This window comes from Segatella copri (assembly GCF_015074785.1).
Taxonomy (GTDB): Bacteria; Bacteroidota; Bacteroidia; order Bacteroidales; family Bacteroidaceae; genus Prevotella.
Genome location: NZ_CP042464.1, coordinates 3,699,087 through 3,717,608, shown reverse-complemented (window position 1 = coordinate 3,717,608; position 18,522 = coordinate 3,699,087). Strand labels below are relative to the sequence as shown.

General features: G+C 44.9%; 17 protein-coding genes. 10 read left to right on the top strand and 7 right to left on the bottom strand.

Going from position 1 to position 18,522, the window contains the following annotated elements; translation table 11 throughout:
- Positions 1 to 25: 25 nt before the first annotated feature.
- Positions 26 to 1,237: an efflux RND transporter periplasmic adaptor subunit gene (locus FO447_RS15230; RefSeq protein WP_154480208.1), complete on the bottom strand. Its 1,212-nt coding sequence runs from the start codon at positions 1,235 to 1,237 to the stop codon at positions 26 to 28.
- Between the two features lie 174 nt (positions 1,238 to 1,411).
- On the bottom strand, positions 1,412 to 2,854 hold the full coding sequence (locus FO447_RS15225; protein WP_118255015.1) for a CCA tRNA nucleotidyltransferase: 1,443 nt from the start codon (positions 2,852 to 2,854) through the stop codon (positions 1,412 to 1,414).
- A 111-nt stretch (positions 2,855 to 2,965) separates the two neighbouring features.
- Between FO447_RS15225 and FO447_RS15220 the strand changes: the two genes are divergently transcribed.
- The 6 genes from FO447_RS15220 (at position 2,966) to FO447_RS15195 (ending at position 9,552) form a co-directional block, all read left to right on the top strand.
- Entirely contained in the window at positions 2,966 to 3,514 is a 549-nt protein-coding gene (locus FO447_RS15220; RefSeq protein WP_228112452.1) for a DUF1599 domain-containing protein, read from the top strand.
- A 9-nt stretch (positions 3,515 to 3,523) separates the two neighbouring features.
- Complete coding sequence (locus FO447_RS15215) at positions 3,524 to 5,617, top strand: BT_3928 family protein (protein ID WP_153089014.1); 2,094 nt, start codon at positions 3,524 to 3,526, stop codon at positions 5,615 to 5,617.
- Positions 5,618 to 5,761: 144 nt separating this feature from the next.
- Positions 5,762 to 6,409 carry an SPOR domain-containing protein gene (locus FO447_RS15210; protein WP_153072366.1) on the top strand — a complete coding sequence of 216 codons (648 nt, stop codon included), beginning with the start codon at positions 5,762 to 5,764 and terminating at the stop codon, positions 6,407 to 6,409.
- A gap of 112 nt (positions 6,410 to 6,521) precedes the next feature.
- Positions 6,522 to 7,115: a GTP cyclohydrolase I FolE gene (folE, locus tag FO447_RS15205; RefSeq protein WP_119227323.1), complete on the top strand. Its 594-nt coding sequence runs from the start codon at positions 6,522 to 6,524 to the stop codon at positions 7,113 to 7,115.
- A gap of 121 nt (positions 7,116 to 7,236) precedes the next feature.
- A complete protein-coding gene (locus FO447_RS15200; RefSeq protein ID WP_200757105.1) occupies positions 7,237 to 7,992 on the top strand; it encodes an exodeoxyribonuclease III in 756 nt (251 codons plus the stop codon).
- 552 nt (positions 7,993 to 8,544) lie between these two features.
- On the top strand, positions 8,545 to 9,552 hold the full coding sequence (locus tag FO447_RS15195) for an IS110 family transposase (RefSeq protein WP_200756378.1): 1,008 nt from the start codon (positions 8,545 to 8,547) through the stop codon (positions 9,550 to 9,552).
- Between the two features lie 136 nt (positions 9,553 to 9,688).
- Here FO447_RS15195 and FO447_RS15190 read toward each other — a convergent pair whose 3' ends face one another.
- From FO447_RS15190 to FO447_RS15170, 5 genes are all read right to left on the bottom strand, one after another.
- A complete protein-coding gene (locus tag FO447_RS15190; RefSeq protein ID WP_181975261.1) occupies positions 9,689 to 9,856 on the bottom strand; it encodes a hypothetical protein in 168 nt (55 codons plus the stop codon).
- 24 nt (positions 9,857 to 9,880) lie between these two features.
- On the bottom strand, positions 9,881 to 12,589 hold the full coding sequence (locus tag FO447_RS15185) for a BspA family leucine-rich repeat surface protein (RefSeq protein ID WP_200757103.1): 2,709 nt from the start codon (positions 12,587 to 12,589) through the stop codon (positions 9,881 to 9,883).
- A 39-nt stretch (positions 12,590 to 12,628) separates the two neighbouring features.
- The gene (locus FO447_RS15180) at positions 12,629 to 12,889 is read right to left on the bottom strand and encodes a hypothetical protein (protein WP_147329681.1); all 261 of its coding nucleotides are present in this window, start codon (positions 12,887 to 12,889) and stop codon (positions 12,629 to 12,631) included.
- A 116-nt stretch (positions 12,890 to 13,005) separates the two neighbouring features.
- Positions 13,006 to 13,428 (bottom strand): helix-turn-helix domain-containing protein, encoded by a 423-nt coding sequence (locus tag FO447_RS15175; protein ID WP_234699025.1) that lies wholly within the window; start codon positions 13,426 to 13,428, stop codon positions 13,006 to 13,008.
- Between the two features lie 403 nt (positions 13,429 to 13,831).
- Positions 13,832 to 14,338: a VCBS domain-containing protein gene (locus FO447_RS15170; RefSeq protein WP_117695525.1), complete on the bottom strand. Its 507-nt coding sequence runs from the start codon at positions 14,336 to 14,338 to the stop codon at positions 13,832 to 13,834.
- Between the two features lie 381 nt (positions 14,339 to 14,719).
- On the opposite strand from FO447_RS15170, the gene FO447_RS15165 reads away from it, so the two are divergent.
- The 4 genes from FO447_RS15165 (at position 14,720) to FO447_RS15150 (ending at position 18,519) form a co-directional block, all read left to right on the top strand.
- Complete coding sequence (locus FO447_RS15165) at positions 14,720 to 15,928, top strand: zinc-dependent metalloproteinase lipoprotein (RefSeq protein ID WP_200757099.1); 1,209 nt, start codon at positions 14,720 to 14,722, stop codon at positions 15,926 to 15,928.
- Between the two features lie 41 nt (positions 15,929 to 15,969).
- A complete protein-coding gene (locus tag FO447_RS15160) occupies positions 15,970 to 17,214 on the top strand; it encodes a 3-phosphoshikimate 1-carboxyvinyltransferase (protein WP_200757097.1) in 1,245 nt (414 codons plus the stop codon).
- Between the two features lie 75 nt (positions 17,215 to 17,289).
- Entirely contained in the window at positions 17,290 to 17,673 is a 384-nt protein-coding gene (locus FO447_RS15155) for a hypothetical protein (RefSeq protein ID WP_200757095.1), read from the top strand.
- A gap of 45 nt (positions 17,674 to 17,718) precedes the next feature.
- Entirely contained in the window at positions 17,719 to 18,519 is an 801-nt protein-coding gene (locus tag FO447_RS15150; protein WP_200757093.1) for a metal ABC transporter permease, read from the top strand.
- Positions 18,520 to 18,522: the final 3 nt, after the last annotated feature.

Here is an 18,522-nt window from a genome sequence, read left to right as displayed (position 1 = left end):
ATTTTTCTTTATACCTTATTATATATTACTTCTTTCCGCCCATAGCAGTAGCGAAGGCATGAGCGTTATCCTGAGACTCAGCCAACTTGGCAGCCTCAGCAATCTTCTGATTGTAGCGCTCCAGAGTGATAGGCTTGATCTGCTGACCATCGGTCAACTTGGTAATACCCTTCAAAACAATACGATCGCCTACATGAAGACCTGCAGTTACGATATAGTTCTTGCCATCATCCTGTGGATTGACCTTGATCTCAGAATACTTCACCTTGTTATCCTTGGTTACGATATAAACGAAGATCTTATCCTGAACCTGAGAGCAAGCCTCCTGAGGGATAACGATAGCGCTGTTATGATCGTTAGGAACGACGATAGAACCTGCACCACCACTCTTCAGCAACTTCTCTGGGTTAGCGAAGTGAGCGATGAGAGAGATAGAACCGGAAGTAGCATCGATGACACCACTCATCTTAACCACCTTACCTGGGTGATTATAGATAGAACCGTCTGCCAACTGCAACTTAACAGCTGGGAACGCTGCGATAGCAGCCTGAACGCTACCATTGGTCTTAGACATGCTCAAAATCTGAGACTCAGAGAGTGAGAAGAATACCTCCATGGTGCTGATATTGGAAACAGTAGTCAAAGCCTGACCAGAAGCGCTGACCAAAGCACCAACCTTGAAAGGAAGGCTACCTACTACACCAGCAGAAGGGCTGGTAACGGTACACCAAGCCAACTGCTCGCGGGCTGAAGCCAATGCTGCCTCTGCCTGAGCTACCTGAGCCTTAGCTGTTGCATAGCTGTTAGCTGCTGTAGAGAGTTCAAATTCACCGATAATCTTGCTATCATACAATTTTTTATTGTTCTGATAGGTCAACTTGGCTGTATTAGCCTGTGCCTTAGCTGTATTTACAGCGGCAGCTGCAGAACGGACAGCAGCCTGATAGGTCTCGCTATCAATAGAGAACAAAGCCTGACCTGCTGATACAGTTTGTCCCTCGTGTACAAAAACCTTAGTGATAAAACCAGAAACCTTAGGACGTACCTCTACATCCTGAATACCCTTGATGGTAGCAGGATAGGTAGTCTGCAATGCGGCGCTGGAAGTACCGATAGTAGCCACAGCGAACTCATCGTCGCTGAAGTCAGGCAGACCGCCCTTCTTACTTCCACCACATGATGTCAACGCAGCAAGAACACAAACTGCTGCAACAAACAAAACGCTTTTAATTTTCATACCTATTTTATATTATAATTTATTATTTAATCTTTTATCTTCTCTTATTCAAAAGTTCTTTCCGTCCTCTAACGAAAACTTTCATACGCCTTTAAGTTTTAAAAGCGTTGCAAAAGTACTAATAATAAATGAATAACGGCTCGCAAGGAGCCGTTATTTAACAAAAATTATTCTCTATTTTGAGTTTTCTGCATTTACCAATCCCATCTCCTGAGCCTTCTTCATCAGAAGCTCCATCAACGGTTCACGCTCATTAGCCACCTTATTGTCCAATACAGCATCCTTGAGATACTGCTTCAGGGTGCCTACCTCACGGCAAGGTGTAAGATGGAATATCTCCATAATCTCATTACCATCGATGCATGGCTGGAGAAGTCGCTTGTAATCACGTTCCTGCAAATCAACCAGTTTCTCGCGCACCATCTTGAAATTATCCAGAAAGCGCTGCTTGCGCACCTGGTTCTTGCTGGTGATATCAGCCTCGCAGAGCGTCATCAGGTCGTTGATGTCATCGCCGGCATCATTCAGCAGGCGGCGAACGGCACTGTCGGTAACCTCCTCATCAGCAATCACAATCGGACGCATGTGGAGTTCTACCAGTTTCTGCACATACTTCATCTTCGCATCCATCGGAAGTTTCATACGGCGGAAGATACCCGAAATCATCTTTGCACCTATTATATTATGACTGTGAAATGTCCAGCCGATATTGTTGTCCCAGCGCTTGCTCTTCGGTTTACCGATGTCGTGGAAGAGAGCAGCCCAGCGGAGCCAGAGGTTATCTGAATGCTTACACACATTCTCGAGCACCTCCATCGTATGGTCGTAATTATTCTTATGTGCCCTACCGTTACGGGTTTCCACCTTGTCCATCGCAACCAGTTCTGGCAGAATGAGATCGAGCAGACCTGTATCTTTCAGGTAATAGAAACCGCTGCTTGGGTGCTTGGAGAGCATAATCTTGTTCATCTCGTCGCAGATTCGCTCAGCACTGATAATCTTCAGGCGCTCGGCATTACGGGAGAGCGCATCATAGGTCTCCTCCTCTATCTGGAAATTGAGTTGGGTAGCAAAACGCACGCAACGCATCATACGCAGCGGGTCATCAGAAAAAGTGATATCCGGGTCGAGCGGAGTGGCAATAATGCCATCTTCCATATCGTAGACACCATCAAAAGGATCTACGAGTTCTCCAAAACGGTCTTTGTTCAGGCAGATAGCCATCGCATTGATGGTAAAGTCGCGGCGATTCTGGTCATCCTCCAGCGTTCCATCTTCCACAATAGGCTTTCTGGAATCGCGATGATAGCTCTCCTTACGGGCGCCAACAAACTCCACTTCTGTATCCTGATATTTCACTTGTGCTGTTCCGAAATTACGGAACACAGAGAGATGCGCCTTTCTCCCGAGCATCTTCTTCAAGGCAGAAGCTACCTCTATACCGCTACCAACCACAACGACATCAATATCATTGGAAGGTCGCTCCAGGAAGAGGTCACGCACATATCCACCTACTACATAACACTCCACAGACAGCCCATCTGCTGCCTCTGAAATCTTATGAAATATATCCTTATCCAGTATCTGTGCCAGTTCGGCATTGGTCAAATTTCTCATACTCTTTTTACTTTCGGGGTGCAAAGTTACTGTATTTTAAGCGAAAAACAAAATAATTATTTGGCTATTTCATAATAAATGCGTAAATTTGCACCGAATTTCGAAATTATTATGGCAGATTTATTGAAAACAGAACAGCAGTTTAAGGATGTCATGAGTGAATGCAGGACATTATTTGAGAAGAAGCTTCATGATTATGGAGCCTCTTGGAGAATCTTGCGCCCTTCTTCTCTGACAGACCAGCTCTATATCAAGGCGAAGCGCATCCGCTCGCTCGAAATCAAGAAAGAATCTCTGGTTGGCGAAGGTATCCGTCCGGAGTTCATTGCCCTTATCAATTATGGTATCATAGGACTCATCCAGCTAGAAAAGCCTTTCGTGGATGAGGTGGATATGACACCCGAAGAGGCTATGAAACTATACGACCTCCATGCAAAGGAGGCACTGGAACTGATGCTCAAGAAGAACCATGACTATGATGAAGCATGGCGCTCGATGAGAGTCAGCAGTTATACAGACTTCATCCTGACCAAGATTCAGCGCGTAAAGGAAATTGAAGACATCGCAGGCGCTACCCTCGTTTCTGAAGGTATTGATGCCAACTATATGGACATCATCAACTATGCCGTCTTCGGTGCCATCAAAATGAGCGAGAAGTAAAAATATAAAATGATGAAGAATAAGGCAACTCACATATTAACAAAGATAGCGGTCAATATCGGGCGACTGCTGATGGCAATAACCTTCATTTTCTCAGGATTTGTGAAGGGAATTGACCCATTAGGCACGCAATACAAGATAACCGACTATCTGGAGGCGCTGCACATCGACTGGATGTTCCCTTCATGGAGCACCCTGGTGATGTCGGTATTACTAGCCACTGCAGAGTTTGCCATCGGTATCTTCCTCCTCTTCGCCATCCGACGGAGACTGATGAGCAAGATCACCCTTGCCGTGATGAGCGTGATGACGCTGATTACCCTGTGGATCGTTATCGCAGACCCAGTAAAGGATTGCGGATGCTTCGGTGATGCCGTAGTGCTCACCAATATGGAGACATTCATCAAGAACATCATCCTCCTGATATTCGCCGTCCTGCTTTGGAGAAAGCCGCTGGAGATGCAGAGACTCATCTCGAGACAGACCCAGTGGGTGGTGATCAACTACACCTTCCTCTTCTCCATCGTGATGAGTATCTGGAGTCTGTGGTATCTTCCGCAATTCGACTTCCGTCCTTATCATATAGGTGTCAACATCGCCAAGGGCATGGAGATACCGAAAGGAGCCAAGCAACCCAAGTTTGATACCACCTTCATCCTGGAGAAGAACGGAGAGCGGAAGGAGTTTACGATAGACAACTATCCCGACTCTACCTGGACCTTCATCGACAGCAAGACGGTTCAGACCGAAGAAGGTTACGTACCTCCAATCCACGACTTCAGCATAGCTGATGCCAAGACGGGAGAAGACATTACCCAGGAAGTGATTCACGATAAAGGCTATACCTTCCTCCTGGTTTCGCCACATCTTGAATTTGCCGATGACAGCAACTTCGGCAATATCGATGAGATTTACGAATATGCCAATGACCATGACTACCGTTTTCTCTGCCTCACGGCAAGTACGGAGAAAGCCATCAAGCACTGGCAGGACATAACAGGAGCGGAATATCCCTTCTATGTCACAGACGAGACTACGCTGAAAACGGTAATCCGCAGCAACCCAGGTCTTCTTCTGCTGAAGAACGGAACCATCATCCAGAAATGGAGCCACAACGATTTGCCTGACATGGCAGAGATTGGTGACAAGCCACTGGAGAAGACCGAGATAGGCAAGATGCCGGAAGTAAGTGCCGCCAAGAAGATAGCCGGCATCATCTCCTGGTTCATCATTCCACTGGTACTCCTCACCATTGCCGACCGGCTCTGGGCTTGGGGCGCCTGGATCAGAAAGAAAGAGAATTCGAACAGAATATTATCAACTTTTAAAAAGAAAAGAAAAATGAGAAAGAAAATTGTAGCAGGTAACTGGAAAATGAACATGAACCTGCAGGACGGTGTTGCTCTCGCCAAGGAGATCAACGAGGCATTGGTAGCAGACAAACCAAACTGCGACGTAGTAATCTGTACTCCATTCATCCACTTGGCTTCAGTAGCTCAGGTTTTGGATTCAGAGATTGTAGGTCTTGGTGCAGAGAACTGCGCAGACAAGGCTAAGGGTGCTTTCACTGGTGAGGTTTCAGCAGAGATGGTAAAGAGCACAGGTGCTCAGTATGTTATCCTCGGCCACTCAGAGCGTCGTCAGTACTATGGCGAGACAGCAGAGATCTTGAAGGAGAAGGTAGAGTTGGCTTTGGCTAACGGTTTGAAGGTTATCTTCTGCTGCGGTGAGACTCTCGAGGAGCGTGAGGCTGAGAAGCAGAACGAGGTAGTAAAGGCTGAGTTGGAAGGTTCAGTATTCCACTTGAGCGCTGACGCTTGGAAGAACATCATCCTTGCTTACGAGCCAATCTGGGCTATCGGTACAGGTAAGACTGCTACTTCTGACCAGGCTGAAGAGATGTTGGCATACATCCGCTCTATCGTAGCAGAGAAGTATGGCAACGAGGCTGCTGAGGAGACTTCAATCCTCTACGGTGGTAGCTGCAAGGCTAGCAACGCTCCTGAGCTCTTCGCTAAGCCAAACATCGACGGTGGTTTGATCGGTGGTGCTTCTTTGAAGGCTGCTGACTTCAAGGGTATCATCGACGCTTGGAAGAAGTAATCTCATAAGGATATTACATTTCCCGAAGGGATGCCTTCTCGTGAAGCGCATCCCTTCATTCTTCATTACACCTTATTATATATAGAGATCCAAAAATAAGGTGCTGTTTTAAAACAAGATGACAAAAAAATAAAAGGAATAGTCATGAAACAATTCGTCACATTATTGATTATGATCCTCTGCTCAACATTCACAGCTAATGCGCAGAACTACCTGGACCATCTCAAAAAGAAGGAACCGGGAAAGGGTGTTGTAACCGTGAACCAAAGTAAGGCGATTGATGAACTGGTAAACGGCAAACAAGTGATTCCACAAGACGACAAGACTAAGACTACCCCACAGAAAAAAGAAAAAGAGCCTGAAACTCAGCACAAGCAGGGTCCTGATTCCCTGAAAAAGGCTGAGCCACAGCATCGTGAGGCAACCCGAGAGAATGCCCACGTGAACAATGCCCAAAAGGCAGAGAACAAAAACGAAGAAAAAGAGACACCTGTAGTGGATATGCGCAAGAAAGTGATGCGCAAAAGCTATAAGGTTACAGGATATAGAGTACAGGCTTTTGCTGGCGGCAATTCACGTAACGACCGTCTGAAAGCAGAACGGACAGGCAACCAGCTAAAAGTTCATTTCCCAGAACAGCCGGTTTATGTTCATTTCTACTCACCAAGATGGATTTGCCGAATGGGCAACTTCCGCAGCTTAGCTGAAGCCCAGAAGATACTCGCCAAGGTTCGCTCCCTGGGATACAGACAGGCATGCCTTGTAAAGGGACTGATTACGGTACAGTACTAGTTAATAGTTTATAGTGATAGTTAACAGTTTACAGCATTGATGCCGTAGGTCTAACTATAAACTATTAATTGTAAATTATTGACTATTTATTAAGAATTATAAAATAAATAAGATGAATACAGAAACAGAATTTCGCGAGGGATTGGACGAACTCGCAGAACACTATACTGAAGTATTAAAGCTCTTGGGAGAAGACCCTGAACGTGAAGGACTTGTAAAAACGCCGATGCGAGTAGCCAAGGCTATGCAGATACTGACTCGTGGCTATACACAGGATGCACACAAGGTATTGACCGATGCCCTCTTCGAAGAGAAATACAACCAGATGGTCATCGTGAAAGATATTGATTTCTTCTCGATGTGCGAGCACCACATGCTTCCTTTCTATGGCAAGGTGCATGTAGCTTATATCCCAAACGGAAAGATTACCGGTCTGAGCAAGATAGCCCGTGTGGTTGATATCTATAGCCACCGTCTCCAGGTACAGGAGCGTCTTACCCAGCAGATTAAAGACTGCATTCAGGAAACATTGAATCCTCAGGGTGTGATGGTTGTGATAGAAGCCAAGCACATGTGCATGCAAATGCGAGGTGTAGAGAAACAGAATTCTATTACCACCACCAGCGACTACAGCGGAGTTTTCAATTCACTGAACACCCGCCAGGAGTTTATGAGTCTGCTGAGAGGAGAAACGAAGAGAATTTAAATATAATGATTAGTTATTAGTTATTAGTGATAATCGTTAGAGTCCATAAGTAATCACTAATCACTACTAAATAATCAATACTAAATAATCAATAATCACTACTAAATAATCAATAAACACAATGTTAAGGTTTATATCATGGAATGTAAATGGCCTGCGCGCTTGCGTAGGCAAGGACTTCGAGAACCAGTTTAAGGAACTCGATGCCGACTTCTTCTGCCTGCAGGAAACAAAGATGCAGGAGGGACAGCTCGACCTTCTGTTTGAGGGCTACGAGAGTTATTGGAACTACGCTGAGAAAAAAGGATACTCTGGTACAGCCATTTATACCAAGCACAAGCCTTTGAGCGTAAGCTATGGCATGGGCATAGAGGAACATGATCATGAAGGCAGAATCATCACGCTGGAATATGACCAGTTCTATCTCGTTACCTGCTACACCCCAAATTCTCAGACAGAACTCAAGCGCCTGGATTATCGCATGACTTGGGAAGACGATTTCCGCAAGTTTCTGAAATCTCTTGATGCCAAGAAACCTGTTATCATCTGCGGCGATCTGAATGTAGCACACGAAGAGATAGATATCAAGAATCCGAAGACCAACCGCCGAAATGCCGGTTTCACCGATGAGGAGCGCGAAAAGATGACCGTTCTTCTGAATGATGGCTTCACCGACAGCTTCCGTTATCTCCACCCTGATGAGGTAACCTATTCGTGGTGGTCATACCGTTTCAAGGCGCGCGAGAAGAATGCCGGTTGGCGTATCGACTACTTCCTTGTCTCCGACCGTATCAAGGAACAGATTACAGAAGCTAAAATCCATACAGAAATCATGGGCAGCGACCATTGTCCGGTAGAAGTAGATTTAACGTTCTAATCCAACCTTTCATCCAACAGCAATAAGAATAATCAGAAGAGGGTGTGTCATAAGTCCAGATAATGGCAGCAAGGTCGGGCTGAAAGCCCAAAAGCTCCTAGCCCAGTGCATCGCCCTGGGTAATGTTGACCAAAAGCAAAGTCGCCCTGAAAGGGCAAAAGCTTTGATATTGAAAGCTTTTGCCCTTTCAGGGCGATTTTTTTGTATTTGTATTAAAACCCAGGGCGATGCCCTGGGCTAGGAGCTTCTGCCCTTTCTATTATATTTGCACTTGGAAAAATAAAGAGGTAAAAATCTTTATATCTGCAAACTTTTGTTAACTTTGCAGAAAATTAGATAAGTACAATAAAAAAAGAAGAATACTCCATATCCAGCGTTAACCCTGTGCCCTTTCTAGCATAGTAAAGGCTTAGCCCTGTTTGGGGAACTGGATATTTTCTGAGCAGAAGCTTGAGAGTAAATTAGCCTGCTTGTGTAGAACAAGACAGGACTCGTAGTATAGTTGTAGCCGCTCAGAACGGAGCACCCTTCTTATTAAAAACTTTATTCAATATGCAAATATACGGAATAGATTTGGCAAAAGAGAAATTTGACGTAAGTTTTTTCGACTTGACATCAAAAAAAGTATCAAACCACCCTTCACATAAGGTTGTAAAGAACAATTTTAAGAGTATCGGAAGGTTTTTAGAAACCCTTCCAAGCGATGCTGTATTGGTTGCTGAGCATACCGGAGTTTATGGTGATACTCTCTTGAAGTGCTGCATGGATAGCAATGTGAAGATTGCCTTTGTGGGTGGATATGTCATCCATAGATACAGAGCTACCCCTGACCGTGCCAAGACGGATGTCCTGGATTGTGCACTGCTCAGAGATTTTGGAGAGAGATATCCTGATAAGCTGAAATACAAGACGTTTCCAGAAGAGGCTCTATATGAGCTTCGTCAATTGGCACGCCACCGGGAAATGCTTGTAGAACAGCGTAAGCAGCTAATAACAGCCGACAAGAGCGAGGATTGTCGTCCTATCAGAAGTCTTACCGTCAAGCGAAGCATGGACCGCATCAAAGAGATGTTGGACACGGAAATTGCAGAGACGGAAAAAGAAATGTTGAAAGTCATAAATGGACATGAGAGCATTCGCCACAACTATGAGCTTGTTAAAAGTGTCGATGGAGTTGGGCTGATTACCGCAGTAGAACTATTGGTAAAAACAGAGAATTTCACAAAAATAACTACAGCGCGCCAATATGCTGCTTATGCAGGAACTGCGCCATACGAAAAATCATCGGGGAAAATGGACAAGGGAGCACATATATCCAAGATTGGTAATAGACGGTCAAAGACCTTGTTGTACATCTGCGCAGAAAGCGCCAGATTGCACAACAAGGAGATTAAACTGTATTACGAGAGACGTACTTTAATAGATAAAAAGCCGCGTCATTATGTACTAAATGCCATAGCAAACAAGTTGCTAAGGATCATATTCACCCTCGTGGAAAAAGGTGAATACTATGACGCAAACTTCATTAGGCAAGACCCAAGGGTCGTTAAATATAATTAACGTTAAAAAATACGCTCAAAGCTTGCTCAATTAGAGTAAAACAGGGCGTATGGGATGTGGTTTATGACACACCCTCTTTTTATGTTGCCCCCAGGCATCAGATGTGAAGCCTGGGGGTACGATAGAGAATCTGGGGCTAGTCTGCCCAAATTCCCTTATTAGTTTCATTATCCCAGAAATCCTTCACTTTTTCGTCGCTGTAATCCGCTTCTGACGCCTTCTGGATAACAGAGCCGGCGAGGATGGCTGTGGTTTCCATTTCCATGACGCTAACCACTGGCTTGATATATCTTTTCTTTTTCATATCTATTTTTATTACTATTTTTTATTACTTGATGATAACCTTCATGGTCTTGCCGCCACGCTTCACGATGTTCACACCCTTCTGCAAATTCTGTAGGCGACGGCCCTGGAGGTCGTAGTATTCTGCCTTGCTATCTGCTGTAGACTCCAACTGCTCGATGGCTGTGGTGCTGCCGCCGACGCTGATGCTGAACATTCTGGCACCAGCTGCAGGAGCAGAAGAGTTATCTACCATGTAAGCACGGAAAGGCTTGCTGCCCACAGACTTTGTTGATGTACCCAACAGTTTGGCTGGGTTCATCAGCTTGTCGCCCTTCACGATGTAGCAGTTGTTATCAGTATCCTTGCTGAACTCCTTCTGGGTATAGAGTCCCTGGAGCTGATAGTTGCCATTATCTGTTTCTGCTGTCTTTACTTCATTTGCAATCTCCTTGTTGGCTACAGTGAAGTCGAGCTTTGTTTCTCCATCCTTCATCTTGATAATAACAGGAGTACCAGCCTCGATGCTTGTCTCTATCTCTTCGAGTTCTACGGTTTCTGTACCCTCATCAGCCGAAAGGAGTTTGAAGGCACGGAAGTTCTGACCATCGAGAGATACCTCGAAAGGCAGGCAGAGCGTTGCCCAGGTAGTACCTTCTACAGTGCGGCTGTAAGATGCAGCCTTGGCTGCGAATGGCTCGTAAGCCACGAAGTCCTTGCCATCGTCAAGAACGAGATTATCCGTAGCAAGAGTTTCTCCCGTTGCTCCTATCTTCTCATCGCCATTCTTGCCTACCAGCTTGGTGAAATAGCCAGTCTTGTAGTTGGCGTAGGTTTGGTCGATTTTGTCTGGGTTACTCATATAATGTATAAAACCTTTGAGGTTTGTGCAGCCCGAGAACATTCTAGAACCATCAGTAACCTTTCCCGTAACAAAATTGTCGCTGGCGTAGATGGTTGTGAGAGCGTAGCAGTTAAGGAACATATAGGACATATGCTCCACCTTCGGAGTGTTGAAGCTAGTAAGGTCGAGCGAATTGAGATTTTGACAATTATAGAACATACATCCCATATCCGTCACATTCGCTGTATTCAAATATTTAAGACCTGTAATAGTTTGCAAGCTATTGAGTTCTCTAAAGAAACTATTCAACGATGTTGGAGTGTATGTAATGAAACTCTCATCGAAAACGACACTCTTGATATCTGAGTACTTTATCCCTAAAAAAGAGCACACATCATTCACCGTCGGTTCATTACACACTATAACTGTATGGTTTGAATCAAGAGCTCCCAGATTGTCAGAATTGATTTTTTTGAATGTAATTGTATTGTTAGACGATTCATAATCTGCGATATAGTCATCAATAGTGGTTGCCGTGTTCAGATCGTATATGATTGCGCGGTCAGCACCATCACTTATATCCCCGTCTTTTTCGTAAGATAATGTCAAAGAATATTCACCCTTATTTAAAATGCTTTTATACACTTTTTGGTTTGTTTCTCTAATTTCATCAAGCATTTTGCCATTTAAAGTAATAATGAATTTGTCAAAATACTCTGCCGAAATTAGATATTTAAATGAAAATAATATAGGCTTTTCTACATTGAATTTGATTACAATTTCAGATGTACTGTAATCCATCTCATAATTATTTGACATCAGTCCTATGCTTTCATCTGTAATATAGGAAGAGACCTCAGACATTCCTTCGTCTCCCAAGTCCAGCATCTTCCAAGGATAATCACCATTGCAAGTAAAGGTAACATCGGTTATACCATCCAAACCATCGAACAAAGTATAGCGAGGTCCTTTTGCGTTACATTTTGTACAAGTGCCTTCACTGTTGTATTGATGACCTTTTGCTTGAATCTCAAGGCTGGCAGCATCAGTAATCTCTTGAGTTGCGGCTTCATTGCTGAAGAGTTTGTTGCATACACTGCACTGCCAGTATTCTATGTTACCAGCCTCTGTACATGTAGCAGCTTTCAGTGCATGATGAGTGAGAGTGTGTGGCTTAAGATTCAAATATTCATTCACAATTAAATGACAGAGAGAGCATTCTTTTGTGGTATAGCCATGCTCTGTGCAAGTAGGTTCTACGGTTTTGATTGCTGCGCCAAGAGCAGACGAGCCATCGGCTTTCAGGTGAGTACAGGTTTTGAGTTTGAGTTCAAACTCGCCTACCTGCAATAGGCTTCCACTATGAATAGCCGAGATTTCCCATTTAAAATATTGATAAGAGGTAGAACATTTGCAGTCGAAGTTGTACGAAGCATAGTTCTTATCCTGGAGCACCTTGTCATTTTCTACCTTATCGATAAGCGTCCAAGCGCCTTCTTTGCCTTCGTTGTTGCCATAGAGTTTCCATGACAACGGATTGCGACCTCCACATTTAGGATTTGCATTGTCATTACCCGTAGTGATGATGTAGCCCACAGGAATTCCTGCCTTGCTGGCTTCTAAGATGACATAGGCGCTGCCGCTAAACTCGCAGCACCACTTAGAGAAATTGCCGTCTTCCTTTTTGCCATCAAAGAGATTAGCGTAAGTCTCACCCTTGTAGCCCACAGGGTTACCTGCTAACTCTTTAAGCGTTACAGACGTGTCGTAATCAGTCTCCGCCACCATATTGGCTGGCAGAAGCAACAACATGAGCAACATCAATGGGAACAGAGCGAATCTACGGATTACCCCCCCATTGTTCATACGGCCGACGTGCGACCCATTGGATTGATTTGAAAAATGTTTCATAATTAAATATTATATTTGTTATTATTTTTTATCAAGAAATTACTGAATACTGATTGCCATCAGACTGACTACCAGACACACGAACGTGATAAACACTACGCCGAGAATGAGGCAGATATAGAAACGCCCTCTCCTGATGAAATCACCCAGGCTGAAATGACACATCGGGTAATCATCAAGATAGGTCCTATATTCCCTCACCATGACATTAATCATGATGCCAACATAAATGAGGAGAAACAGAGCTACTATCAGGATAGCCTGTTCTTCTTTGGCTAATGATTCTATTATACTTTTCATGGTGCAAATATAGTGTTTTTCTTTGAAACAAGGTGTCGCATTCCCCCACATAGGTGTCGCATTCCTACAAAAAAGGTGTCTCATTCGTGGGGAATGCGACACCTAATACATACTTTTTAACAGTTTTTCTCTCTCCAAGCCGTAGGAGAGCAGCCTTCTTTCTCTTTGAACATACGGTAGAGATGGGTACGGGAAGAGAAGCCGCACTCGGCAGAAATGATGTCATTACCGAAGTCGGGGTTATCCAACATCATCTTCTTGGCAGCCTCAAAACGCACCTCGGCAAGCCAGGGGCGGAAGGTGGTATTGAGACAGGATGAGAGGTAGCGCGACAACTCGTATCTGCTGATATCCAACGAACGTGACAGGGTAATCATATTCAGCGACGTATCCCTATAACCCTTGGTAGCACACCATTCATCCAACTTCTCACGGACGATCTTCTGCCGCCTTTCTGAACGCAGTGATTGTAAAGTTTCTTCTCTGTCATCAAGTTCAATGCAGCCCAGAAGTATGCGAGCTATTGATTTATGACACACCCTCCTTCTTGTTGTTGGTAAATATAGGTCATGTTGTTGAAAGAGATAGAATCTGTTGCTGGAAGAGATAAGATAAGTTGTTGAAAGAGATAGGATAAGTTGCTGGAAGAGATAGGATATGTTGTTGAGACAGTCAGTATCTTCGGCCGCACAACAGCTGTTGTGCGCTTGCATAACAGCTGATATGCGCATGCACAACAGCTGTTGTGCATGCGTTGCCCAACTGTTATGCACCAACTATTGTCCAGACTTATGGCACACCCCCAACAAAAAAAGGGGATGCACCTTCCTCACGGAAGCCATCCCCATATTGGTCATATCAACATAAAATTTTAATTTATATAAGAGAGATTTTCTTCTAATTCAATGAAGTAACAAAAACTACATAGTTGCTTATTTCTGATTACATGAACTGCTTCAACTCAGAGAGATTTCTCTTCTCAGAAGTACCGTCCTTGTAAGTTACCATGAAGTAATCGTGAATTGACTTGCCATTCTTGAACTGAACGACAGCTACACCGCCTTCACGGAGCTGGAGTGTGAAGTAGCCTTCGCGCTTGCCATTGACATACTTGCCATGCCACTTCTCCTTACCATTCTTATAATAGGTAGTAACCTCACCATTAAAGATAGTATTGCGATCGTTGCCGAGGTCGATAAAACTATAACCACCTTCAGCACGGAGATTACCGTTCATATAGAAGTCCTGGAAAACGTCCTTCTTGTTAAGGCCTGAACCAGTAGTCATCAGCAGTCTGTAATAACTAGCCTGATCTGCACTGGTTACATTGCTCATATTTTCTGCATAGAAAATAGTGTCAGCTACAACTGTTGCATTCTCTACGTGCTTACGACCGAAAGCTGCTATGGTCATCAAAGCCATCAATGAGAATAATATCATTCGTTTCATATCGTTTATTTTTAGGATGTTATTTTTATTGTCATTGTTTCTTTTTCTGGTGCAAAGATACAACGATTTTCGAAAAGTTCATAATTCCTTAACGCTATTTTATCTTATTTTTTGGTCAAGTTATACTTTTTGCTTTAGAACGCACACAATCTTACAATTTGCAATTTCATAGCCTAAAATTTCGCATATTGCACGAAGACATACCTTACAAAACGCTATTTTCATGGAGCCAAGTTTACAAAATGTAACTGAATTGACATACATCAAGAAGATGAAAGCACAAGTTTTTTGGCATTTTGAGAAACTTTTTCAGGATATTTCTCGCCTATCTTCTTTTATTTTTGTATTTTTGCACGAAAATATATAATATAAGGTACGCGCATGAGAAAAATTCTTTATTTCATGATCGCCCTCACCGTCCTCAGCTTTGCATCATGCAAGGATACCGAAGGCTCTATCGGCGACCCTATCAGATCCAACGGGCAAGACCGTGACACAGATATCATTACAGGCGATGATTATGTTTATCATCTGCCTGTCATCTTCCATGTCTTCTACAGTAACACCACGCAATACATCGAGTATACCCGTCTCAAGGAGATTCTCTCCAATGTGAACGAACTTTATCAGGGTGATGTCTACAACTATCAGATGGATACCATCCCGAGCGAGAACCTGCATATCCTGTTCGAACTGGCTGAGAAGAATGAGAGCGGCAAGAGACTCAGTACACCGGGTGTGGAATATATCAAGGTTTCAGAATCGGAGTTCGACTGCGAGAGTTTCATGAAGGACAAGAATTATGTAAAGTACTGCTGGGACCAGAACAACTACATCAATGTGATGGTATATGCCTTCAAGAAGACCGATAAAAACAGCACCACGCTGGGCATCAGTCATCTGCCTTATCAGGTAGGCGGCTATCCACAGATAGATGGTTTGAGCAACGGCAAGAACTACCCGCTGAGCAAACCGGGCAAATTTCCATATTGCGTTTCGCTCAATTCTATCTATGTGGGAAGGGATCAAGAAGGAACCCGGTATACCACAGATAAGAATCATAAGGGATATACCTACAATACAGCCGACCCGAATGCTACGCTGGCTCACGAACTGGGGCATTATCTGGGTCTCTTCCACAGTTTCTCAGAAAAGACTGTGAAAGACAAATCAGAGGCTGCCGATGATGATGACGACTCAGACTATTGCGATGATACACCAAGCTACAACCGAATAGCATACGGCAAATGGCTGACAGACTATGTCAGTAAAGCACAAGCCATCAAAAAGGATACCACGCTCAGCATGCGAGAGCTTGCCAAACGCACCAACAGCAAGAATGGGGAATGGCAGTCAGACAATCTGATGGACTACAGCATCTGTTACAGCATGCGTTTCACCCCAGAACAGGCAAACCGCATCCGTCAGGTTCTGTATTATTCGCCCCTGATACCGGGTCCGAAGAAGATTCGTCCGAGAACCCGTGCATGGGATGAGATGCCGGAAACGGAAGATGACCTCCCTATCCGATATGCCAAGGAAAAGGCTGTCAGCATCAAGGACATCCGGATACTGAAGGCTGAGAAATAGCAAAATCAGAAGAGTATAAAAAAAAGAGAAACAAGAAGAAAATGAAATATACAATCAAGGCTCCACGCCAACTCAATGCAAGTATCAACTTGCCAGCTTCCAAGAGTATCAGCAACCGTGCATTGGTAATCAATGCCATGGCGGGATGCAAGTTGCAGCCCCACAACCTGAGCGATTGCGATGATACAGAAGTCATCATTGCGGCACTGCGCGATATGCCTGATGTCATCAACATCAAGGCTGCCGGTACTGCCATGCGCTTTATGACCGCCTATCTTTCTGCTACACCGGGCGAGCATACCATCACAGGTACCGAGCGCATGCAGAACCGCCCTATTGCTATCCTGGTAGATGCCCTGCGCTACCTCGGAGCTGATATACAGTATGAAAAGAAAGAGGGCTATCCTCCACTCCACATCGTTGGTAAGCCATTGGAAGGTGGACATCTCGAAGTGGTGGGAAACATCAGTTCGCAGTATATCTCGGCGCTGCTGATGATTGGTCCTATCCTGAAAAACGGTCTGGAACTGAAACTGACGGGCGAGATAGCATCACGTCCTTACATCGACCTCACGCTGTGGACAATGCAGAACTTCGGAGCCTGTGCAGAATGGACCGATGTGGATACCATCACCGTTAAGCCACAACCTTACAGCTGCCTAGCCGACTACACCATCGAGAATGACTGGAGCGCTTCTTCTTACTGGTATGAAATGATGGCGCTGAACGGAAACCCTGATTCTGAGGTAAGACTCGAAGGTCTGTTCGACAGTTCCAAGCAGGGCGATTCTGTCGTGAAATACATCTTCAGTCTGCTGGGCGTGAAATCAGAATTTGAGAACCGTGATGTTCTTTCTCCTGTCAAGTTGAAAGTCCAGCGCTGTCTCTTGCCTCGTTTCGACTACGATTTCAGCGGTTCTCCAGACCTAGCACAGACCATCGTTGTAGCCTGCTGTGCCCTGGGCGTAAAGTTTAAGTTCACCGGTCTTGCCAGTCTTAAGATCAAGGAGACCGACCGCATCGAGGCTTTGAAGAAGGAGCTGAAGAAGGTGGGTTACGTGATTTATGACGAGAACGATAACACGCTGATTTGGGATGGCGAGACTTGCGAGCCTAGTTTCGAGCCTATCGATACCTACGAGGACCATCGCATGGCACTTGCCTTCGCCCCTCTTGCCTTCAAGTTCCCTCAGATTGAAATCAACAATCCTGAGGTAGTGAGCAAATCCTATCCTCATTATTGGGAAGACCTGAAAAAGGTGGGATTTGAAATAAGTGAAGAGTGAAAAGTGAAGAGTGAAGAATTCAACAGCCTTTGCTAATCATAAAGTTCAAAGTTCAATATTCAAAGTTCAAAGTAAATGTTGTACCTGATTTTGGCCCTGGTGGCACTAGGATTGATTTCCGCAGTCTTCGGCATCATCTCTCATCGCAAGGGAGAGGATGAAGAACCGCTGCAGGAAGGCGTATCATGCAATACCTGCAACGGAGAGAACTCCAAATGCGAACAGGAATGCATGATGGAAGCCGCCACCAAGGAAATAGAATACTACGATGACGAGGAACTAGACCGGTTTGCAGGAAGAGCTGCCGATGACTATACCGATGAGGAGGTAGAGGAATTCTCGGAAGTGCTCTATACGATGCAGCCAGACGAAGTGGCGGGATGGAACCGAAGTCTGATACTGAGAGGCATCAACCTGCCCAACCAGATTAAGGACGAAGTCATCAGTTTTCTAAGTTAAACATGCAATGCGCAAAGTTCAAAGTTTAAAGTTCAAAGTAAAGACATGGATATACTGCAATATACATTTTTTCAGAACGCGCTGATTGGCGCCCTACTGGCAAGCATCCTGTGCGGCTTTGTAGGCACCTACATCGTCACCCGCCGGCTGGTTTTCATCAGCGGTGGCATTACGCATGCCTCTTTTGGCGGCATCGGTATCGGCGTATTTGCAGGCATCAACCCTATACTCTCTGCCATGGTATTCGCCATCTTGAGTGCCTTCGGCGTGCAATGGGTATCACGGAAGAAAGATGTGCGCAAAGACTCTGCCATCGCCATGTTCTGGACCCTAGGCATGAGCGTGGGCATCATCTGCTGTTTCCTTACTCCTGGATTCATGCCTGACCTGCCCTCTTTCCTCTTCGGAAGCATACTTGCCATCGACAGCACAGACCTCTGGCTACTGGCAGGTCTTACCCTGTTTGTAGCATTGCTGTTCACCTTTCTGCTGCGTCCTATCCAGGCCATCGCATTCGACAGCACCTTTGCAAAATCGCAACATCTGCCGGTTACAGCGATAGAATATATGATGATGACGCTCATCGCCATGACCATCGTGGCAACCATCAAGATGGTGGGCATCGTACTTGCCATCAGTCTGCTCACCATACCACAGATGACAGCCAACCTCTTCACCTACAGCTACAAGCGCATGATAGGAGCCAGCATCGTGATAGGCTGCATCGACTGCATCGTGGGCCTCTATGCCAGTTATCTGCTCAATGTGCCATCAGGTGCAACCATCATCTTCGTCAGCATCATCCTGTTTGCAGCAGCAAGGATACTGGCAGCCAGAAAGCACTAAGGC

What these genes read in the sequence shown, in the direction of transcription:
- FO447_RS15210 (WP_153072366.1), top strand. Translation starts at nt 5,762, where the DNA reads ATGAAACAATTCGTCACATTATTGATTATGATCCTCTGCTCAACATTC.
- FO447_RS15220 (WP_228112452.1), top strand. Translation starts at nt 2,966, where the DNA reads ATGGCAGATTTATTGAAAACAGAACAGCAGTTTAAGGATGTCATGAGT.
- FO447_RS15195 (WP_200756378.1), top strand. Translation starts at nt 8,545, where the DNA reads ATGCAAATATACGGAATAGATTTGGCAAAAGAGAAATTTGACGTAAGT.
- FO447_RS15170 (WP_117695525.1), bottom strand. Translation starts at nt 14,338, where the DNA reads ATGAAACGAATGATATTATTCTCATTGATGGCTTTGATGACCATAGCA.
- FO447_RS15200 (WP_200757105.1), top strand. Translation starts at nt 7,237, where the DNA reads ATGTTAAGGTTTATATCATGGAATGTAAATGGCCTGCGCGCTTGCGTA.
- FO447_RS15230 (WP_154480208.1), bottom strand. Translation starts at nt 1,237, where the DNA reads ATGAAAATTAAAAGCGTTTTGTTTGTTGCAGCAGTTTGTGTTCTTGCT.
- FO447_RS15150 (WP_200757093.1), top strand. Translation starts at nt 17,719, where the DNA reads ATGGATATACTGCAATATACATTTTTTCAGAACGCGCTGATTGGCGCC.
- FO447_RS15160 (WP_200757097.1), top strand. Translation starts at nt 15,970, where the DNA reads ATGAAATATACAATCAAGGCTCCACGCCAACTCAATGCAAGTATCAAC.
- FO447_RS15190 (WP_181975261.1), bottom strand. Translation starts at nt 9,856, where the DNA reads ATGAAAAAGAAAAGATATATCAAGCCAGTGGTTAGCGTCATGGAAATG.
- FO447_RS15155 (WP_200757095.1), top strand. Translation starts at nt 17,290, where the DNA reads ATGTTGTACCTGATTTTGGCCCTGGTGGCACTAGGATTGATTTCCGCA.
- FO447_RS15180 (WP_147329681.1), bottom strand. Translation starts at nt 12,889, where the DNA reads ATGAAAAGTATAATAGAATCATTAGCCAAAGAAGAACAGGCTATCCTG.
- FO447_RS15185 (WP_200757103.1), bottom strand. Translation starts at nt 12,589, where the DNA reads ATGAAACATTTTTCAAATCAATCCAATGGGTCGCACGTCGGCCGTATG.
- FO447_RS15225 (WP_118255015.1), bottom strand. Translation starts at nt 2,854, where the DNA reads ATGAGAAATTTGACCAATGCCGAACTGGCACAGATACTGGATAAGGAT.
- FO447_RS15165 (WP_200757099.1), top strand. Translation starts at nt 14,720, where the DNA reads ATGAGAAAAATTCTTTATTTCATGATCGCCCTCACCGTCCTCAGCTTT.
- folE (WP_119227323.1), top strand. Translation starts at nt 6,522, where the DNA reads ATGAATACAGAAACAGAATTTCGCGAGGGATTGGACGAACTCGCAGAA.
- FO447_RS15215 (WP_153089014.1), top strand. Translation starts at nt 3,524, where the DNA reads ATGATGAAGAATAAGGCAACTCACATATTAACAAAGATAGCGGTCAAT.